This window comes from Leucobacter luti (assembly GCF_050310065.1).
Classification (GTDB): domain Bacteria; phylum Actinomycetota; class Actinomycetes; order Actinomycetales; family Microbacteriaceae; genus Leucobacter; species Leucobacter luti_B.
Genome location: NZ_CP190007.1, coordinates 2,249,407 through 2,265,322, shown reverse-complemented (window position 1 = coordinate 2,265,322; position 15,916 = coordinate 2,249,407). Strand labels below are relative to the sequence as shown.

The following is a 15,916-nucleotide window of genomic DNA, read 5'->3' as shown; positions in this document are numbered from 1 at the left end:
ACGCCCAGGAGGCACACCCACGTGAGTACCGGAGATGCGCTGAGCATTCGACCGAAGAACCCGACCCCCGCGCCGCTCGATGCGGTCGCGGAGCGCTTCGGACTCTCCGTGGACCCGGCGGGCCCGTCGCCCCTCGGGCTCTCGGCGACGGGCGTCACGCTCGACTCGCGCGACATCCGGGCGGGCGACCTCTACATCGGCATGCCGGGCGCGCGCCGCCACGGCGGCGAGTTCGCCGCGCAGGCGGAGGCCGCGGGTGCGGTGGCGATGCTCACCGACTCAAGGGGCGCCGAGCTCGCACGCGCCGCGGGATCCAGGATCCCGATCCTCGTCTCTGCCGAGCACCCGCGCGAGATCATGGGCGAGGTGGCCGCCGCCGTCTATGGCACGGCCGACTTCCCGGCGAAGACCTTCGGCATCACGGGCACGAACGGCAAGACGAGCGTCGTCTATGTGCTCGCCGAGCTGCTCCGGGCCGCCGGCCTCGTCGCGGGGCTGAGCTCGACCGCCGAGCGCCGGATCGGCGACGAGGTCATCGTCTCGAACCTCACGAGCCCGGAGTCCTCCGAGCTCCACGGTCTGCTCGCGCGCATGGTCGAGCAGGGCGTCGAGGGCGTCGCGCTCGAGGTGTCCGCCCAGGCGGTCGTGCGTCACCGGCTCGACGGCGTCCACTTCGACGTCGTCGCCTTCAACAACTTCTCGCAGGACCACCTCGACGAGTTCGGCGACCTCGAAACCTACTTCCAGGCGAAGCTCGCGCTCTTCACCCCGGAGCACGCCGAGCGGGGCGTCGTCGTCGTGGACACGCCGTACGGTCAGCGCATCGCGCGCGAGTCCCAGATTCCCGTGACCCGTCTCGCGACCGAGTACGGCCAGGACGCCGACTGGCACCTCGCGGTCACCGCGCAGACCCTCGACGGCGTCTCCTTCGTACTGCAGGGCCCCGAGGGGGCCCACTTCCGTGGCAGCGTGCCGCTCTTCGGCCGATTCATGGCCGAGAACGCGGCGCTCGCGCTCATCATGCTGCACGAGGCCGGCATCCCGATTTCCCAGGTCGAGCAGGGGCTCACGCGGGGCCGGATCCCGGTCTACATTCCCGGGCGCCTCGAGGAGATGTCGGATCCGGCGGCCGGCGGCCCCCGCTTCTTCGTCGACTACGGGCACACTCCCGGAGCGTTCACGGCCATGCTCGACGCGCTCGGCGAGGTTGCCCCCGGCCGCGTGATCTTCATGTTCGGGGCGGATGGCGACCGCGACACGACGAAGCGCGAGGAGATGGGGCGGATCGCCGCCGAGGGCTCCGACGTCGTCATCATCTGCGACTACCACCCGCGCTCTGAGCCGCCGGAGGCGATCCGTGCGCAGCTGCTCGCCGGCGCGCGCTCGGCGGAGCACGCCGAGGTCATCGAGGAGGGCGACCAGCGCGCGGCCGTGCGCCTCGCGGTTTCGCTCGCCGAACCCGATGACGTTATCCTGTATGCCGGTCCCGGACACGAGGACCACCAGGAAATCGCCGGGCAGGTTCTTCCCTACTCGGCGCGCGACGAAGTACGCGGAGCGCTCCGCGAGGCAGGACTGCTCCAGTGATCGACATGACGCTCGCGGAGATCGCAGAGGCGACGGGCGGCAGGCTCGTCGCAGGTGCCGACGGCTCCGGACCCGAGACGATCGTCAGCGGCGAGTCGCAGACCGACTCCCGCGAGGTGAGGCCGGGCCAGATCTTCTTCGCGAGGCGCGGCGAGGAGACCGACGGTCACCTGTTCGCGGCAAAGGCCGTTGACGCTGGCGCCGCGTTGCTCGTGGTCGAGCGCGAGGTCGACGACCGCGTCGCGCAGATCGTCGTGCCCGAGGCCACGGAGGCGCTCGGCGCCCTCGCGACCGAGGTCGTGCGCCGGGTGCGGGCCGGCGGCGGGCTCACGATCGTCGGCATCACGGGTTCCAACGGCAAGACCACGACGAAGAACCTCGTCGGCGCGATGGCCGAGCGGGTCGGTGCGACCGTCGCCTCCGAGAAGTCATTCAACAACGAGGTCGGCGGCCCCCTCACGATGCTGCGCGTCGACGCCGACACGCGCACCCTCGTCGCCGAGATGGGCGCGAGCGCAAAGGGCGAGATCGAGCGTCTGACCAGGATGGCGCCCCCGCAGATCGGCGTCGTGTTGACGGTCGGCCTCGCGCACGCCGGCGAGTTCGGCGGCATCGAGACGACCTTCCGCACGAAGAGCGAGATGGTCCAGGATCTTCCCGAGACCGCGGTCGCCGTGCTCAATCGCGACGACGCCTACGTCTCCCGCATGGCCGAGCTCACCCGCGCCCGCGTGCGCTGGTTCGGGCTCCACCCCGAGGCCGACGTGCGCGCGAGCGACGTCGACTCCGACGCCTCGGGCACGCGCTTCACGATCCACGCCGACGGCGCGTCGCAGCCGGTGTCCTTCCGCGTGCTCGGCGAGCACCACGTCACGAACGCGCTCGCGGCGGCCGCCGTCGGCCTCGAGCTCGGGCTCTCGCTCGCAGAGGTCGCCGAATCGCTCGAGGGCGCGACCCGCGCCGCGCGCTGGCGCATGGAGGTGATGGGCGGCCGCGACGGGATCACGATCGTGAACGACGCCTACAACGCGAGCCCCGACTCGATGGCGGCCGGCCTCCGCACGCTCGCCCAAATCGCGAAGCCCGAGGGGCGCAGCGTCGCCGTGCTCGGCGCGATGAGCGAGCTCGGCGAGTACTCGATCGAGGAGCACATCAGGATCGGCCTGCAGGCCGTGCGCCTGCGGATCTCCGAGCTCGTGGTCGTCGGCGCGGAGGCGCGCCACCTCCACATCAGCGCCATCAACGAGGGATCCTGGGACGGCGAGAGCGTCTTCTTCGAGGATCAGGACTCCGCCTTCGCGTACCTGGAGCGCACGCTCAGGCCGAACGACACGGTGCTCGTCAAGTCTTCGAACTCCGCAGGGCTCAGGCATCTGGGCGATCGACTGGGGGAGGCATTCGCATGATCGCGCTGCTCATCGCCGGCGGCTTCTCGCTGCTGTACTCACTGCTCCTGACGCCGCTCTTCGTGCGCGGCTTCCGGAAGCTCCACTGGGGCCAGTTCATCCGCGAGGACGGCCCGCAGTCGCACTTCGCGAAGCGCGGGACGCCCACGATGGGCGGCCTGATCTTCATCTCCGGCTCGGTCATCGCGTACTTCCTCGGCAAGCTCATCATGGGGGAGACGCCGTCGCCCTCCGCGCTGCTCGTGATCCTCATGGCCGTCGGCGCCGGCGCGGTCGGCTTCATCGACGACTTCCTGAAGACCAGGAAGCAGCAGTCGCTCGGGCTCGGCGGCTGGGCGAAAATCATCGGCCAGATCGTCGTCGCCGTCGTCTTCGCGCTGCTCGCGCTCCAGTTCGCGAACGCGCAGGGCCTCACACCCGCCTCGACGAGCATCTCGCTGTTCCGCGACCTGCCCTTCGATTTCATGGTTTTCGGCCCGATCCTGGGCGTCGGCCTGTTCGTGCTCTGGGTCATGGTCATCGTGACCTCGGCGACGAACGCGGTCAACGTGACAGACGGCCTCGATGGCCTCGCGGGCGGCGCCTCGATCTTCGCATTCGGCGCCTACCTCATCATCGGCTTCTGGCAGGCCGCGCAGAGCTGCGCTGCGGCCCCCGGGGAGGCCGGATGCTACGAGGTGCGCGACCCGATGGACCTCGCCGTCATCGCGGCGGCCTTCGTTGGCGGCCTCGCGGGCTTCCTCTGGTGGAATACGAGCCCGGCGCACGTCTACATGGGCGACACCGGATCGATGGGCCTCGGCGGCGCGATCGCCGCGCTCGCGATCCTGACCCGCACAGAGCTGCTCCTCGTCCTCATCGGCGGCCTCTTCATCGTCGAGACGGGCTCGGTCATCGTGCAGCGGCTCTACTTCAAGCTCACCAAGGGCAAGCGGATCTTCCTCATGAGCCCGATCCACCACCACTTCGAGCTGAAGGGGTGGGCCGAGGTCACGGTTGTCGTGCGGTTCTGGATCATCGCAGGCCTCTTCGTGATCGCCGGCGTCGGCGCCTTCTACGGCGAATGGTTGCTGCAGCAGTGACGGGGGAAGACGTGAACGAGGCACAGGGCGGAGCAAACGCCGACAGCTCAGCGGGCACGGTCGCGGACCGCGTCGCGGCGCTCACGAGCTGGCACCACGACTGGTCGGGGCTGCGGGTCGCGGTGCTCGGCCTCGGCGTCACGGGGTTCTCGGTCGCGGACACGCTCGTGGAGCTCGGCTCCCGGGTGCGCGTGATCTACGGGGCCCCGGATCCCGAGCGGGAACGGCTGCTCGACGTGATCGGCGCCGAGCGCTTCGACGCCCCGGAGGACGACGCCCAGCTCGCCGACCTCACGGCGTTCGATCCCGAGCTCGTCGTGGTGTCGCCGGGGTACCGGCCGGATCACCCGCTCACGACCTGGGCCGCGGCGCGCGGCGTCACGGTGTGGGGCGACATCGAGCTCGGCTGGCGCCTGCGCGACAAGACGGCACGGATCGCGGACTGGATCTGCATCACCGGGACGAACGGCAAGACCACCACGACCCAGCTCACGGCGCACATGCTCGTCGCGGGCGGCCTGCGCGCGACCCCGGCGGGGAACATCGGATCGCCGATCCTCGACGCGCTTCGGGACCCGCAGGGCTACGACGCGATCGTGGTCGAGCTCTCGAGCTTCCAGCTCGAGCGGCTCGGCAAGATCTCCCCGTACGCGAGCGCCTGTCTGAACTTCGCTGACGACCACCTCGACTGGCACGGCAGCGCCGCGGCCTATTGGGCCGCGAAGGCCAGGGTGTATGAGAACACCCAGGTCGCCTGCGTGTACAACCGCGCGGATGCGGAGACGGAGCGGATGGTCGAGGACGCCGACGTCGTCGAGGGCGCCCGCGCCATCAGCTTCGGGCTCGACAGCCCGCCGCCGAGCGGATTCGGCCTCGTCGAGGGCATCCTCGTCGACCGCGGCTTCCACGCCGAGCGGCGCGGCGAGGCGTTCGAGCTCGTCACGCTCGACGAGCTCGCCGAGCGCGGGATCGCGCAGCCCCACATGGTGCAGAACATCCTCGCCGCGTCGGCGCTCGCGCGGGCCCGCGGGGTCGAGCCGGGCGAGATCGCGCAGGCGATCCTGAGCTTCACCCCCGATCCGCACCGCGCGCAGCAGCTGGGCGAGATCGGCGGCGTGCGCTTCGTCGACGATTCGAAGGCGACGAACGCGCACGCGGCAGACGCATCGATCAGGGCGATGCGCGACGTCGTCTGGATCCTGGGCGGCCTCCTGAAGGGCGTCGACATCGACGGCCTCGTCGAGACCCACGCCGAGCGCCTGCGCGGCGCGATCGTGATCGGTGAGGACCGTGAGCCCGTGCTGCGCGCCCTCCGCCACCACCTGGGCGAGCGGCCGATCGTCGAGATCGCCTCCGCCGCGGGCGCGGACGGCAGGGTGGACGGCGCGGCGGTCATGCGAGACGTCGTGCGCGAGGCCGTGCGCATGGCGCGGCCGGGCGACACCGTGCTGCTCTCGCCGGCCGCGGCCTCGATGGACCAGTTCGACGGTTACGCGGACCGCGGCAGGAAGTTCCAGGCCGCCGTTCGGGAGCTGGAGTAGCAGCGATGGCCGCGACTCCCGCCGATTCGGGGCCCAGGGTCCCCGGTCAGGCGCGCATCCACCTCGGGTCCGTGCTGCGCACGGGAACTGACGGCACGATCATCGCGCTCTACTCGATCACCTTCCTGCTCGTCGGCTTCGGGCTCATCATGGTGCTCTCGTCGTCCTCGATCACCTCGTACTTGGCAGAGCAGGGCTTCTTCGGTGGCTTCTGGCGTCAGGCGACGTTCGCGATCATCGGGATCCCGCTCATGCTCATCGCGGCCGCGATGCCCATCAGCTTCTGGAAACGCTGGGCCTGGGTGCTGCTCGGGCTCGGGATCGCGCTCCAGATGCTCGTGTTCACGCCGCTCGGCATCGAGGTCTACGGCAACCGGAACTGGATCCAGATCGGCAGCTTCGGCGCGCAGCCCTCCGAGGCGCTGAAGCTCGCGCTCGTGATCTGGGTCGGCACGGTGCTTCTCCGGAAGGAGCCGCTCCTCGGCCAGATGAAGCACGAGATCATTCCGGTCGTCGTGCCCGGTGCGCTCATCGCGCTCGGCGTCGTGCTGCTCGGGCGCGACCTCGGCACCGTGCTCATCATGGCCGCACTCGTGTTCGGCGCGATGTTCTTCGGCGGGGTGAGCGGGAAGTCGCTCGCGGTCATCGCGGCCGGCGGCGCGCTCGCGGTCGTGTTCTTCGTCGTCACGAGCCCGAACCGCATGCAGCGACTCTTCGGCCACGCGACCGGCAACACCGACTATTCCGGCCTCGGCTGGCAGCCGCTGCACGGCCTGTGGGCGCTCGCGGGCGGCGGCCTCTTCGGCGTCGGCCTCGGCGGATCGAAAGCAAAGTGGTCGTGGCTCCCCGCGGCCGACAACGACTACATCTTCGCGATCATCGGCGAGGAGCTCGGGCTCATCGGCGCGCTCCTCGTGATCGTGCTTTTCATCGCGCTCGCGGTCGTGATGCTCAAGGTGATCTCCGGGGCGCGGGATCGCTTCGGCAAGGCTGTGGTCGGCGGGATTCTTGTCTGGATCGTCGGCCAGGCCTTCGTGAACATCGGCGTCGTGATCGGGGTGTTCCCGGTGCTCGGCGTGCCGCTCCCGCTCATCAGCGCCGGCGGTACGGCGCTCATTGCGTGTCTCATCGCCATCGGCGTGGTCATCTCGATCGCGCGCGACGGCGTCCAGTACCGCGCCGAGACCGGCGCGGTCGACGGAGGGAAGCTCATTTGACGAACTACCTGCTCGCTGGCGGTGGCACGGCGGGACACGTGAACCCGCTCCTCGCGCTCGCCGACCTGATCCGCGCGGAGGAGCCGGACGCCCAGATCCTCGTGCTCGGCACGCGGGAGGGCCTCGAGGCGCGGCTCGTGCCCGAGCGCGGCTACGAGCTCGCGCACATCGCGCGTCTGCCGTTCCCGCGGCGGCCGAACCTCGCGGCGCTCAAGTTCCCCGCTCGCTTCGCGCGCGCCGTGCGGCAAGTGCGCGCACTGATCCGCGAGCGCAAGATCGACGTCGTCGTCGGCTTCGGTGGCTACGCCTCGGCCCCCGCGTACCGCGCGGGCGCCAAGGAGGGCGTGCCCGTCGTGATCCATGAGGCGAACGCGAAGCCCGGCATGGCGAACAAGCTCGGCGCGCGCAGCACGCGCTTCGTCGGGGTGACGTTCGCCGGCACCCCGATCCCGCACGCCCGCGTGACCGGCATGCCGCTCAGGCCCGAGATCGCGCGCCTCGACCGCGGCGCGCTCCGCGCCGAGGCCCGCGCGCACTTCGGGCTTGATCCGGAACGGACCACGCTCCTCGTGACGGGCGGCTCGCTCGGGGCGCGGGCGATCAACCAGGGGATCTCCGGCTCGGCGCGCGAGATCGTCGACGCAGGGGTGCAGGTGCTCCACGTCTGGGGCGGGCTCACCGAGCTCGAGGACCCGGGCGTCGCGGGCTACGAGGTGATCCCGTACTGCGACCGCATGGACCTCGCCTTCGCCGCGTGCGACCTCGCCGTGTCGCGCGCCGGCTCCACGACCGTGAGCGAGCTCGCGGGCCTCGGGATCCCCGCGGTCTTCGTGCCCTACAGCTTCGGCAACGGCGAGCAGCGCTTCAACGCCGCGGGCGTCGTCGAGGCGGGCGGCGCCCTCCTCGTCGAGGACTCCGAACTGACGCCGGCCTGGGTGTCCGGAGCGCTGTTGCCGCTCGTGCGCGACCCGGAACGGCTCGCGGAGATGTCGGCGCGCGCGAGCGATGCGGGCCGGCTCGACGGCACCGAGCAGCTCCTCGCCCTCGTGCGCGAGGCGCTGACGACGCGCTGACGCGCCAGTCGCAGGGGAGCCAGCCATGACCGCGGTACGCTGGAGTGTCGCTCGCGCAGAGTGCGGTCGAGCGCAGTGCGAATGTGGGGCGGCCCTGAGCCCCGAGGAGGCCCGAACATGATTTACCCCGATCTCGAGATGGAGATCCCCGACGAGCTCGGACGGGTCCACTTCGTCGGCATCGGCGGCTCCGGCATGAGCGGCATCGCGCGCATGATGCACGAGGCCGGTGTCAGCGTGACGGGCTCCGACCGCAGCTCGAACTACTCGACGGTCGCGCTCGAGGAGCTCGGGATCCCGGTCGCGATCGGCCACGACGCCGCGAACGTCGGCGACGCCGACACGCTCGTCGTCACGGGCGCGCTGTGGCAGGACAACCCCGAGTACCAGCGCGCCCTCGCGGACGGCCTCCCCGTGCTGCACCGCTCGCAGGCGCTCGCGTGGCTCGCGCGCGGCAAGCGCGTCGTCTCGGTCGCCGGTGCGCACGGCAAGACCACCTCGACCGGCATGCTCGTGACGGGGCTCCTCGGCATCGGCGCCGACCCCTCGTTCGTGAACGGCGGGATCATCGAGTCGCTCGGCGTGAGCGCCGCGCCGGGATCGGACGAGCTCTTCGTCATCGAGGCGGACGAGTCCGACAAGTCGTTCCTGCTCTACGACACCTCGGTCGCGCTCATCACGAACGTCGACCCCGAGCACCTGGACTTCTACGGCTCGCGTGAGGCCTTCATGAGCGCGTTCGTCGACTTCGCGCGCGGCGCGAGCGAGCTCGTCGTGATCTCGGCCGACGACCCGGGCGCGCTCGAGGTGCTCGCGGAGCTGCGGGCGGGGGAGCACGCGCCCATCAGGACCTTCGGCGAGGCGGCCGACGCCGACGTGCGGATTGTCTCGGTCGACGACTCGGGCCCCGTGCGCTTCGAGGTCGAGATCGACGGCGCGCGCTACGCCACGCAGCTGCGGGTGTTCGGGCGCCACAACGCCGTGAACGCGGTCGGAGCGCTCGCGGTGCTCACCGGCCTCGGCTTCGAGGCGGGGCAGGCGCTCGACGCGATCGCCGGGTTCGGCGGCACCAAGCGGCGCTTCGAGTTTCACGCTGAGGTCGGGGGAGTGCGGGTCTACGACGACTACGCGCACCACCCGACCGAGGTCGCGGCGCTCCTCGACTCGGCGCGCGCCGTCGTCGGCGACGGCCGGCTCATCGCGATCCACCAGCCGCACCTCTTCAGCCGCACGAGCCTCTTCCACCGCGAGTTCGCCGAGGTGCTCGAGCGCGGCGCCGACCACACGGTCGTGCTCGCGGTCGACGGCGCCAGGGAGGATCCCGTCGAGGGGGTCACGGGCGCGCTCGTCTCGAACGACTTCGCCGATCCCGCACGCGTCGACTACATCGACGACTGGCAGCGCGCGGCCGACCACCTGGCCGAGATCGCGCGGCCGGGCGACGTCATGGTCACGATGAGCTGCGGCACCGTCTACCGCATCATCCCGCAGGTCGTCGAGGCGCTGCGCGGCCGATTCGAGTCCGAGGGCCGGTGAAGCGCCCGAGCGGCTTCGACCGGTCGCCCGAGCGGCGCCCGGAGGCCGAGCCCGCTCCCGCGCCCGAGGAGGGCGGGGAGGCTGCGCGGCCCGGTCTGGGACGAGTGGGCGACGGTGCCGCCACCCACCTCTCCTCGGCCACGGCGGACGCGCTGAGGCGCGCGGTCACGCTGCGCCGCCCTGTACGGCGGCCTGCTGAGGAGTCTGCGGGGGCGGATCCGGATCCGGATCCGGCGACCGCCGAATCGATGACCGCCGGGTCAGCGCCCGCCAGAACGGCCGCCGAGGAGCCCGCGGCCGCTCCGTCCGTCGCCCCGGACGCCGCGGAGACCGTCGACCTCAGCGAGGTCCGCGAGGCGAAGGCCGCCGGCCGCGCGCTGAGTCTCCGGCGCGGCGAGCGCGACGAGGATCCCGTGCGCGCGGCGGAGAAGCGGCTGAAGGCTGCGGGCAGGCAGCGGCGCGCGAGGATCCGGAGCGAGCGGAAGCGCTTCTCCGCCGACTCCCGCAGGCGACGGCGCGTGTGGCTCATCGCTGGCGGCGCGGTGCTCGGGCTCGCGCTCTTCGTCCTTGCCGGGGTGTTCACCCCGCTCATGGCGGTGCGAGACATCCAGGTCGAGGGAACGCAGGCGATGAACCCCGACGACGTCACGGGCGCGCTCGCGCGCTTCGATGGCGTGCCGCTCGCGCTCGTCGACGACGCGGAGGTGCACCAGGCGCTCGAGCCGTTCCCGCTCGTGCAGCGCTACGCGGTCGAGCGTGTGCCGCCGTCGACGCTCATCGTGCGCATCGAGGAGCGCGTGCCGGTCATGTCGATCAAGGAGGGGGAGATATTCTCTGTCTACGACGCGGCCGGGGTCCTCCTGTCGAGCGCCGACGCGCCTGCAGAGGGCGTCCCAGTCGGAACGGGGGCGCTCGCGGACCGTTCGGGTGTCCCGTTCCGCACGGCCGCGCGCGCCCTCAGGGACATGCCCGCGGAGCTCCGGGCCCAGGTGGCAGCGGTCTCCGCGTCGAGCGGCCAGGACGTGACCTTCGCACTGACGAGCGGCGTCGAGGTGATCTGGGGTGACGCTGAGCGCTCGGCGTACAAGGCCCTCGTGCTCCAGCGCATGCTCGCCTCCCTCGCGGCGCAGGAGCGCCCGGTCTCGCAGGTCGACGTGTCCTCGCCGGGCGCTCCGGTCTTCCAGTAGCGCGGGGCGATTCCTGACGCGGGGTGGCCGAATCGACGAAAAGGTGCCGGAGAAACCGGCGTGTCTGCGGCCCGCTTCGAGGCCGTACCCATAGCGTTGTGCGCAGGAAGTGTATACGGCAATACTAACTTTTAACTTCAGCTAGAGGTTGAAGGTTGGGGCGGAGGATCCAGGTGTCAGGCAACCAGAACTACCTCGCGGTGATCAAGGTCGTCGGAGTCGGTGGCGGCGGCGTCAACGCTGTCAATCGAATGATCGAGCTCGGGCTGCGCGGTGTGGAGTTCATCGCTGTCAACACCGACGCGCAGGCGCTGCTGCTCAGCGACGCCGACGTCAAGCTCGACGTCGGCCGCGAGCTCACGCGGGGCCTCGGCGCGGGCGCGGATCCCGAGGTCGGCCGCCGTGCCGCCGAGGATCACGCGGAAGAGATCGAGGAGGCGCTCGCCGGCGCCGACATGGTCTTCGTGACCGCGGGCGAGGGCGGCGGCACCGGCACGGGCGCGGCTCCCGTCGTCGCGCGCATCGCCAAGTCGATCGGCGCGCTGACCATCGGCGTCGTGACCCGCCCGTTCAGCTTCGAGGGCAAGCGCCGCGCCGCGCAGGCCGACGCTGGCGTACACACTCTCCGCGAGGCCGTCGACACGCTCATCGTGGTGCCGAACGATCGCCTGCTCGACATCAGCGAGCCCGGCATCAGCATGATCGAGGCCTTCGCCGCCGCCGACCAGGTCCTGCTCGCCGGCGTCTCGGGCATCACCGACCTCATCACCACGCCCGGCCTCATCAACCTGGACTTCGCCGACGTCAAGTCTGTCATGCAGGGCGCCGGTGCTGCGCTCATGGGCATCGGCTCCGCGCGCGGGGCCGACCGCGCGATCAAGGCCGCGGAGCTCGCGGTCGCCTCGCCGCTGCTCGAGGCCTCGGTTGAGGGCGCCCACGGCGTGCTGCTCTCGATCCAGGGCTCCTCGAACCTCGCGCTCAGCGAGATCTACGAGGCGTCGACGCTCGTCCAGGACGTCGTGCACCCCGAGGCGAACATCATCTTCGGAACGGTCATCGACGACACGCTCGGCGACGAGGTGCGCGTGACCGTGATCGCGGCCGGCTTCGACCAGGACCAGGCGGCGCAGCCCGCAGCCGCTCCGGAGCGCGGCCGCCGCGGCAGCCACGTCGAGAGCCTCGAGGAGGCCTCGGACCGCAGCGGATCCGGATCCGGATCCGGGCGCACCGTCACCGCAGCGGCGACGGGCGAGGCGACCGGCCTCGGCTTCCCCGGCTTCAACGCGGGCGGCGACCGCGAGTCCGCGGAGACGAAGCAGCCCGTGACCGGCCAGTTCGGCGAGGTGCTCTCGAACCCGCCCGTCGAGGCGCAGATCTCAGATCCGGCGTTCGACGGCGATGACGACGACGACCTCGACATCCCCGAGTTCCTGAAGTAAATGGCTGCGGAAACGGTGCTCCATCCCGGCCTCGGTGACAGGCTCGCCGAGGTCCGGGGCGGCATCGCCGATGCATGCCGCGCCGCGGGCCGCTCCGAAGACGAGATCACCCTGATCGTCGTGACAAAGTTCCACCCCGCGAGCCTCGTCAGGGAACTCGCGGAACTGGGCGTCCGGGACGTCGGTGAGAACCGGCACCAGGAGGCGCAGGAGAAGGCGGCGGAACTCGCGTCGCTCGGCCTCAACTGGCACTACATCGGCCAGTTGCAGACGAAGAAGGCGCGCCAGGCCGCCCGCTACGCCCACGCGATCCACTCGATCGACCGGGATCGGCTCGTCGACGCGCTCGCTGACGTGGAGCGTCCCATCGATGCGTTCGTGCAGGTCAACATGACCGACGATCCCGGCCGCGGGGGAGTCGCGCCAGACGGCATCGTCGAGCTCGCCGAGCGCGTCGCCGCCGCCCCGTCCCTGCACTTGCGCGGGGTCATGGCCGTCGCTCCGCTCGAAGAGGATCCGGCGCGCGCGTTCGAGCGACTCGCAGGATACTCAGAGCTGGTCCGTTCCGTGGACCCCGCCGCCGCCGCCATCTCGGCAGGTATGACGCACGACTACGCCGAGGCAATCGCCGCGGGTGCGACACACCTGCGGATCGGGAGCGCAATCACCGGTAATCGCCCCGATCACCGTTAGTCTCGAAGCACCTCACCGTTGGGAGAAAACATGAGCAACCCGCTGAAGAAGACCATGGTGTTCCTCGGCCTCGCAGAAGAGGACCTTGAGGAGCAGAACTCGCAGGCGCAGCAGGCTCCCGCGACCCCTCGCCAGACCCAGACGACCGCGCCCGCGCAGTCGCCGCGTGCCGAATCGTCGAAGCCGGCGCCCCAGCGTGCCGCGGTGACCCCGCTCCGCCGGGTCACGCCGACGCGTGCGCCGCAGTCGCAGCCGCTCAACGAGATCCTGACGCTGCGCCCCTCGAAGTACGCCGACGCGAAGATCGTCGGCGAGAACTTCCGCGAGGGCGTCCCCGTGATCATCAACCTGTCCGACATGGGCGATGCCGACGCGAAGCGTCTCATCGACTTTGCGAGCGGACTCGCGATGGGGCTGCGCGGCCGCATCGAGCGGGTGACGAGCAAGGTCTTCCTGCTCACGCCCGAGCACATCGACACGGGCAGCGAAGAAGACGTGCGCCAGAGCGACAGCGGGTCGTTCTTCGTGTCTCCCTCGGCGTAGCCGGTGGAGGTCCTTCTCGCGGTTGGAACCGTCGTGCGGGTACTCATCCGCATCTACATCATCATCCTGTGGGCTCGATTCATCATCGACTGGGTCATGGTGCTCAACCGGAGGTTCCAGCCACGCGGTATCGTCGCGGTGCTCATCGACTTCGTGTTCACCGTGACCGATCCGCCCATCAAGCTGTTCCGGCGGCTTCTCCCACCGATCAGGCTCGGCCAGGTGCAGCTTGACCTGGGCTGGATGATCACCCTCGTCGCGTGCTGGATTCTCCTCGTGGTGATCCCCGGCTGGTTGTGACCGCACCTGCGAGAACACCTATTTATTTGCTAGCGTTGACCCATGACCACGTCAGTGGTCCCGAAGCGAAAGAGACGTAACGATGGCCCTGACTCCTGAAGACGTCGTGAATCAGAAGTTCACGATCACCAAGTTCCGCGACGGCTACGACCTAGATCAGGTTGACGATTTCCTCGACACCATTGTCGAGGAGCTGCGCCAGCACGAGCAGGAGAAGGCGGCGCTGCAGGCTCGTATCGACGAGCTCGAGGCGCAGCTCGCCGAGGCCGAGTCGAAGGGCGGAGCTGCGAAGACCGAGGAGTCGGTCTCCGAGCAGACGATCGTCGTCGAGGCCCCCGCGGCCCCGGTGCCGGCAGCGCCGCAGGCAGACGCGGCGGTTGCCCAGCCGAGCACCTCCGTGCCGCAGCCTGATGCGGTGAAGTCGAGCGCAATGCTGCAGCTCGCACTCGAACTGCACGATAAGCATGTCCAGGAGGGCGAGGAGACCCGCGACAAGCTCATCAGCGAGGCCGAGGCGAAGCGCACCCAGATGATCGACGACGCCGAGCGCACCGCGAAGCAGCTCGTCGACGAGGCGCAGAAGCAGCGCGCCGACGAGCTCCGCGTGCTCGGTGAGGAGCGCAGCGACCTCCAGTTCAAGATCAAGGACCTGCGCCAGTTCGAGAGCGAGTACCGCTCGACGCTGCGTTCGTACATCCAGTCTCAGCTCAAGGGCCTCGACGGCTCGCCGGAGCCGGCCGGCGCACCCGACGGCCTGCGCTAACATCGGAGCGTGATCGACGCCTCCGACCCGACGCCCGCGGCGACCGAGACCCCTCAGGTCTCGGTCGCCGCGTGGCGTCGGTACGCCCCCCTGCTGCTGCTCGCCGTCGCGGCGATTGTCTATGCCGCCGACCAGCTCGCCAAGAACTGGGTCGTCACCTCCCTGACCGAGGGCGAAACCGTCCCCGTGCTCGGGGAATTCCTGCGCTGGCACTTCGTGCGCAACCCCGGCGCCGCGTTCTCCATGGCTACGGGCTCCACCTGGATCTTCACGATCCTCGCGGTCGTCGTCGTGGTCGTGATCCTGTGGCAGATCCGGCGGCTGCGTTCGCTCTCCTGGTCGCTGTTCCTCGGCCTGCTGCTCGGCGGCGTGCTCGGCAACCTGACCGACCGCCTCACGCGCGAGCCGGGGTTCCCCGAGGGCCACGTCATCGACTTCATCTCGACCCCGTGGATGTGGCTCGGCTTCAACGAGGCGATCTACAACATCGCCGACATCGGGATCGTCTCCGGCATGATCCTCTTCGTGCTCATCACGCTCTTCGGCCTGCCGATCGACGGCGCCCCGCGCCACCGCGGCAAGCGGGAGGAACAGTAGTGGAGCACCGCAGCCTTCCCGTGCCGGACGGACTCGTGGGGGAGCGCGTCGACGCCGCCCTCGCGAAGCTCCTCGGCTTCTCCCGCAGCTTCGCCGCAGAGGTGGCGCAGGGCGGCGGCGTCGCGCTCGACGGGCGCGTGCTCGGGAAGTCCGACCGCCTCTCCGCCGGCGGCTGGCTCGAGGTCTCCTGGCAGGAGAAAGCCGGCCCCGAGATCGTGCCCGTGCACCTGCCCGAGCTCGGGATCGTCTACGACGACGACGACATCGTCGTGATCGACAAGCCCGCCGGGGTCGCCGCGCACCCCTCGCTCGGTTGGGAGGGGCCGACCGTGCTCGGCGCGCTCGCGGGCGCCGGCTACCGGATCGCAACCTCGGGCCCGGCGGAGCGGCAGGGCGTGGTGCACCGCCTCGATGCGGGCACGAGCGGGCTCATGGTCGTGGCGAAGAGCGAGCACGCATACCGCGAGCTCAAGCGCGCCTTCAAGGAGCGCGAGGTCTCGAAGATCTACCACGCGGTCGTGCAAGGCCACCCCGATCCGCTCGCGGGCACGATCGAGGGCGCCATCGGCCGCCACCCGGGCAGCGAGTGGAAGTTCGCGGTTACGCGCGACGGCAAGCCATCGATCACGCACTACACGACGATCGAGGCGTTCCCCTACGCGAGCCTCCTCGAGATCGAGCTCGAGACCGGCAGGACCCACCAGATCCGTGTCCACATGTCGGCGCAGCGCCACCCGTGCGTCGGCGACGGAATGTACGGCGCAGACCCCACGCTCTCGGAGCGCCTCGGCCTCACCCGCCAGTGGCTGCACGCCATGCGACTCGGCTTCCGCCACCCCGCGACGGGCGAGCCGGTCGAGTTCGAGAGCGTCTACCCGGCCGATCTGCAGCACGCGCTCGACGTTCTCTCAGGCTGAGATCGGCCCTGCACGGCGTCCGCCAAGGCAGGGTC

Annotated in this window: 15 protein-coding genes; all 15 read left to right on the top strand. The window is 70.4% G+C overall.

Annotated elements, in window-relative coordinates; all coding sequences use genetic code 11:
* The first annotated feature begins 21 nt into the window (after positions 1-21).
* The gene (locus ACOPJ3_RS10365; protein ID WP_427869090.1) at positions 22-1,587 is read left to right on the top strand and encodes a Mur ligase family protein; all 1,566 of its coding nucleotides are present in this window, start codon (positions 22-24) and stop codon (positions 1,585-1,587) included.
* Positions 1,584-2,993 carry a UDP-N-acetylmuramoyl-tripeptide--D-alanyl-D-alanine ligase gene (locus ACOPJ3_RS10360; RefSeq protein WP_427869089.1) on the top strand — a complete coding sequence of 470 codons (1,410 nt, stop codon included), beginning with the start codon at positions 1,584-1,586 and terminating at the stop codon, positions 2,991-2,993. Before ACOPJ3_RS10365 ends, ACOPJ3_RS10360 begins: the two co-directional genes overlap by 4 nt.
* Positions 2,990-4,075 carry a phospho-N-acetylmuramoyl-pentapeptide-transferase gene (gene mraY / locus ACOPJ3_RS10355; RefSeq protein ID WP_427869088.1) on the top strand — a complete coding sequence of 362 codons (1,086 nt, stop codon included), beginning with the start codon at positions 2,990-2,992 and terminating at the stop codon, positions 4,073-4,075. The genes ACOPJ3_RS10360 and mraY overlap by 4 nt, the downstream gene beginning before the upstream one ends.
* The gene (gene murD / locus ACOPJ3_RS10350; RefSeq protein WP_427869087.1) at positions 4,057-5,616 is read left to right on the top strand and encodes a UDP-N-acetylmuramoyl-L-alanine--D-glutamate ligase; all 1,560 of its coding nucleotides are present in this window, start codon (positions 4,057-4,059) and stop codon (positions 5,614-5,616) included. The genes mraY and murD overlap by 19 nt, the downstream gene beginning before the upstream one ends.
* Before the next feature lie 5 nt (positions 5,617-5,621).
* Positions 5,622-6,833, top strand: a complete 1,212-nt coding sequence (locus tag ACOPJ3_RS10345; protein WP_427869086.1) for an FtsW/RodA/SpoVE family cell cycle protein — start codon at positions 5,622-5,624, stop codon at positions 6,831-6,833.
* A complete protein-coding gene (locus ACOPJ3_RS10340) occupies positions 6,830-7,906 on the top strand; it encodes a UDP-N-acetylglucosamine--N-acetylmuramyl-(pentapeptide) pyrophosphoryl-undecaprenol N-acetylglucosamine transferase (RefSeq protein WP_427869085.1) in 1,077 nt (358 codons plus the stop codon). Before ACOPJ3_RS10345 ends, ACOPJ3_RS10340 begins: the two co-directional genes overlap by 4 nt.
* A 117-nt stretch (positions 7,907-8,023) precedes the next feature.
* Positions 8,024-9,442 (top strand): UDP-N-acetylmuramate--L-alanine ligase, encoded by a 1,419-nt coding sequence (gene murC, locus ACOPJ3_RS10335; protein WP_427869084.1) that lies wholly within the window; start codon positions 8,024-8,026, stop codon positions 9,440-9,442.
* On the top strand, positions 9,439-10,629 hold the full coding sequence (locus ACOPJ3_RS10330) for an FtsQ-type POTRA domain-containing protein (RefSeq protein WP_427869083.1): 1,191 nt from the start codon (positions 9,439-9,441) through the stop codon (positions 10,627-10,629). The genes murC and ACOPJ3_RS10330 overlap by 4 nt, the downstream gene beginning before the upstream one ends.
* Before the next feature lie 173 nt (positions 10,630-10,802).
* Positions 10,803-12,068, top strand: coding sequence for a cell division protein FtsZ (gene ftsZ, locus ACOPJ3_RS10325; protein ID WP_427869082.1), 1,266 nt, complete (start codon positions 10,803-10,805; stop codon positions 12,066-12,068).
* Complete coding sequence (locus ACOPJ3_RS10320; RefSeq protein WP_427869081.1) at positions 12,069-12,761, top strand: YggS family pyridoxal phosphate-dependent enzyme; 693 nt, start codon at positions 12,069-12,071, stop codon at positions 12,759-12,761.
* A gap of 30 nt (positions 12,762-12,791) precedes the next feature.
* On the top strand, positions 12,792-13,304 hold the full coding sequence (locus ACOPJ3_RS10315; RefSeq protein WP_427869080.1) for a cell division protein SepF: 513 nt from the start codon (positions 12,792-12,794) through the stop codon (positions 13,302-13,304).
* Between the two features lie 3 nt (positions 13,305-13,307).
* Positions 13,308-13,604: a YggT family protein gene (locus tag ACOPJ3_RS10310; protein ID WP_427869079.1), complete on the top strand. Its 297-nt coding sequence runs from the start codon at positions 13,308-13,310 to the stop codon at positions 13,602-13,604.
* Positions 13,605-13,686: 82 nt separating this feature from the next.
* On the top strand, positions 13,687-14,367 hold the full coding sequence (locus tag ACOPJ3_RS10305) for a DivIVA domain-containing protein (RefSeq protein ID WP_427869078.1): 681 nt from the start codon (positions 13,687-13,689) through the stop codon (positions 14,365-14,367).
* A 9-nt stretch (positions 14,368-14,376) separates the two neighbouring features.
* Complete coding sequence (gene lspA, locus ACOPJ3_RS10300) at positions 14,377-14,964, top strand: signal peptidase II (RefSeq protein ID WP_427869077.1); 588 nt, start codon at positions 14,377-14,379, stop codon at positions 14,962-14,964.
* Positions 14,964-15,881, top strand: coding sequence for an RluA family pseudouridine synthase (locus tag ACOPJ3_RS10295; protein ID WP_427869076.1), 918 nt, complete (start codon positions 14,964-14,966; stop codon positions 15,879-15,881). The genes lspA and ACOPJ3_RS10295 overlap by 1 nt, the downstream gene beginning before the upstream one ends.
* Positions 15,882-15,916: the final 35 nt, after the last annotated feature.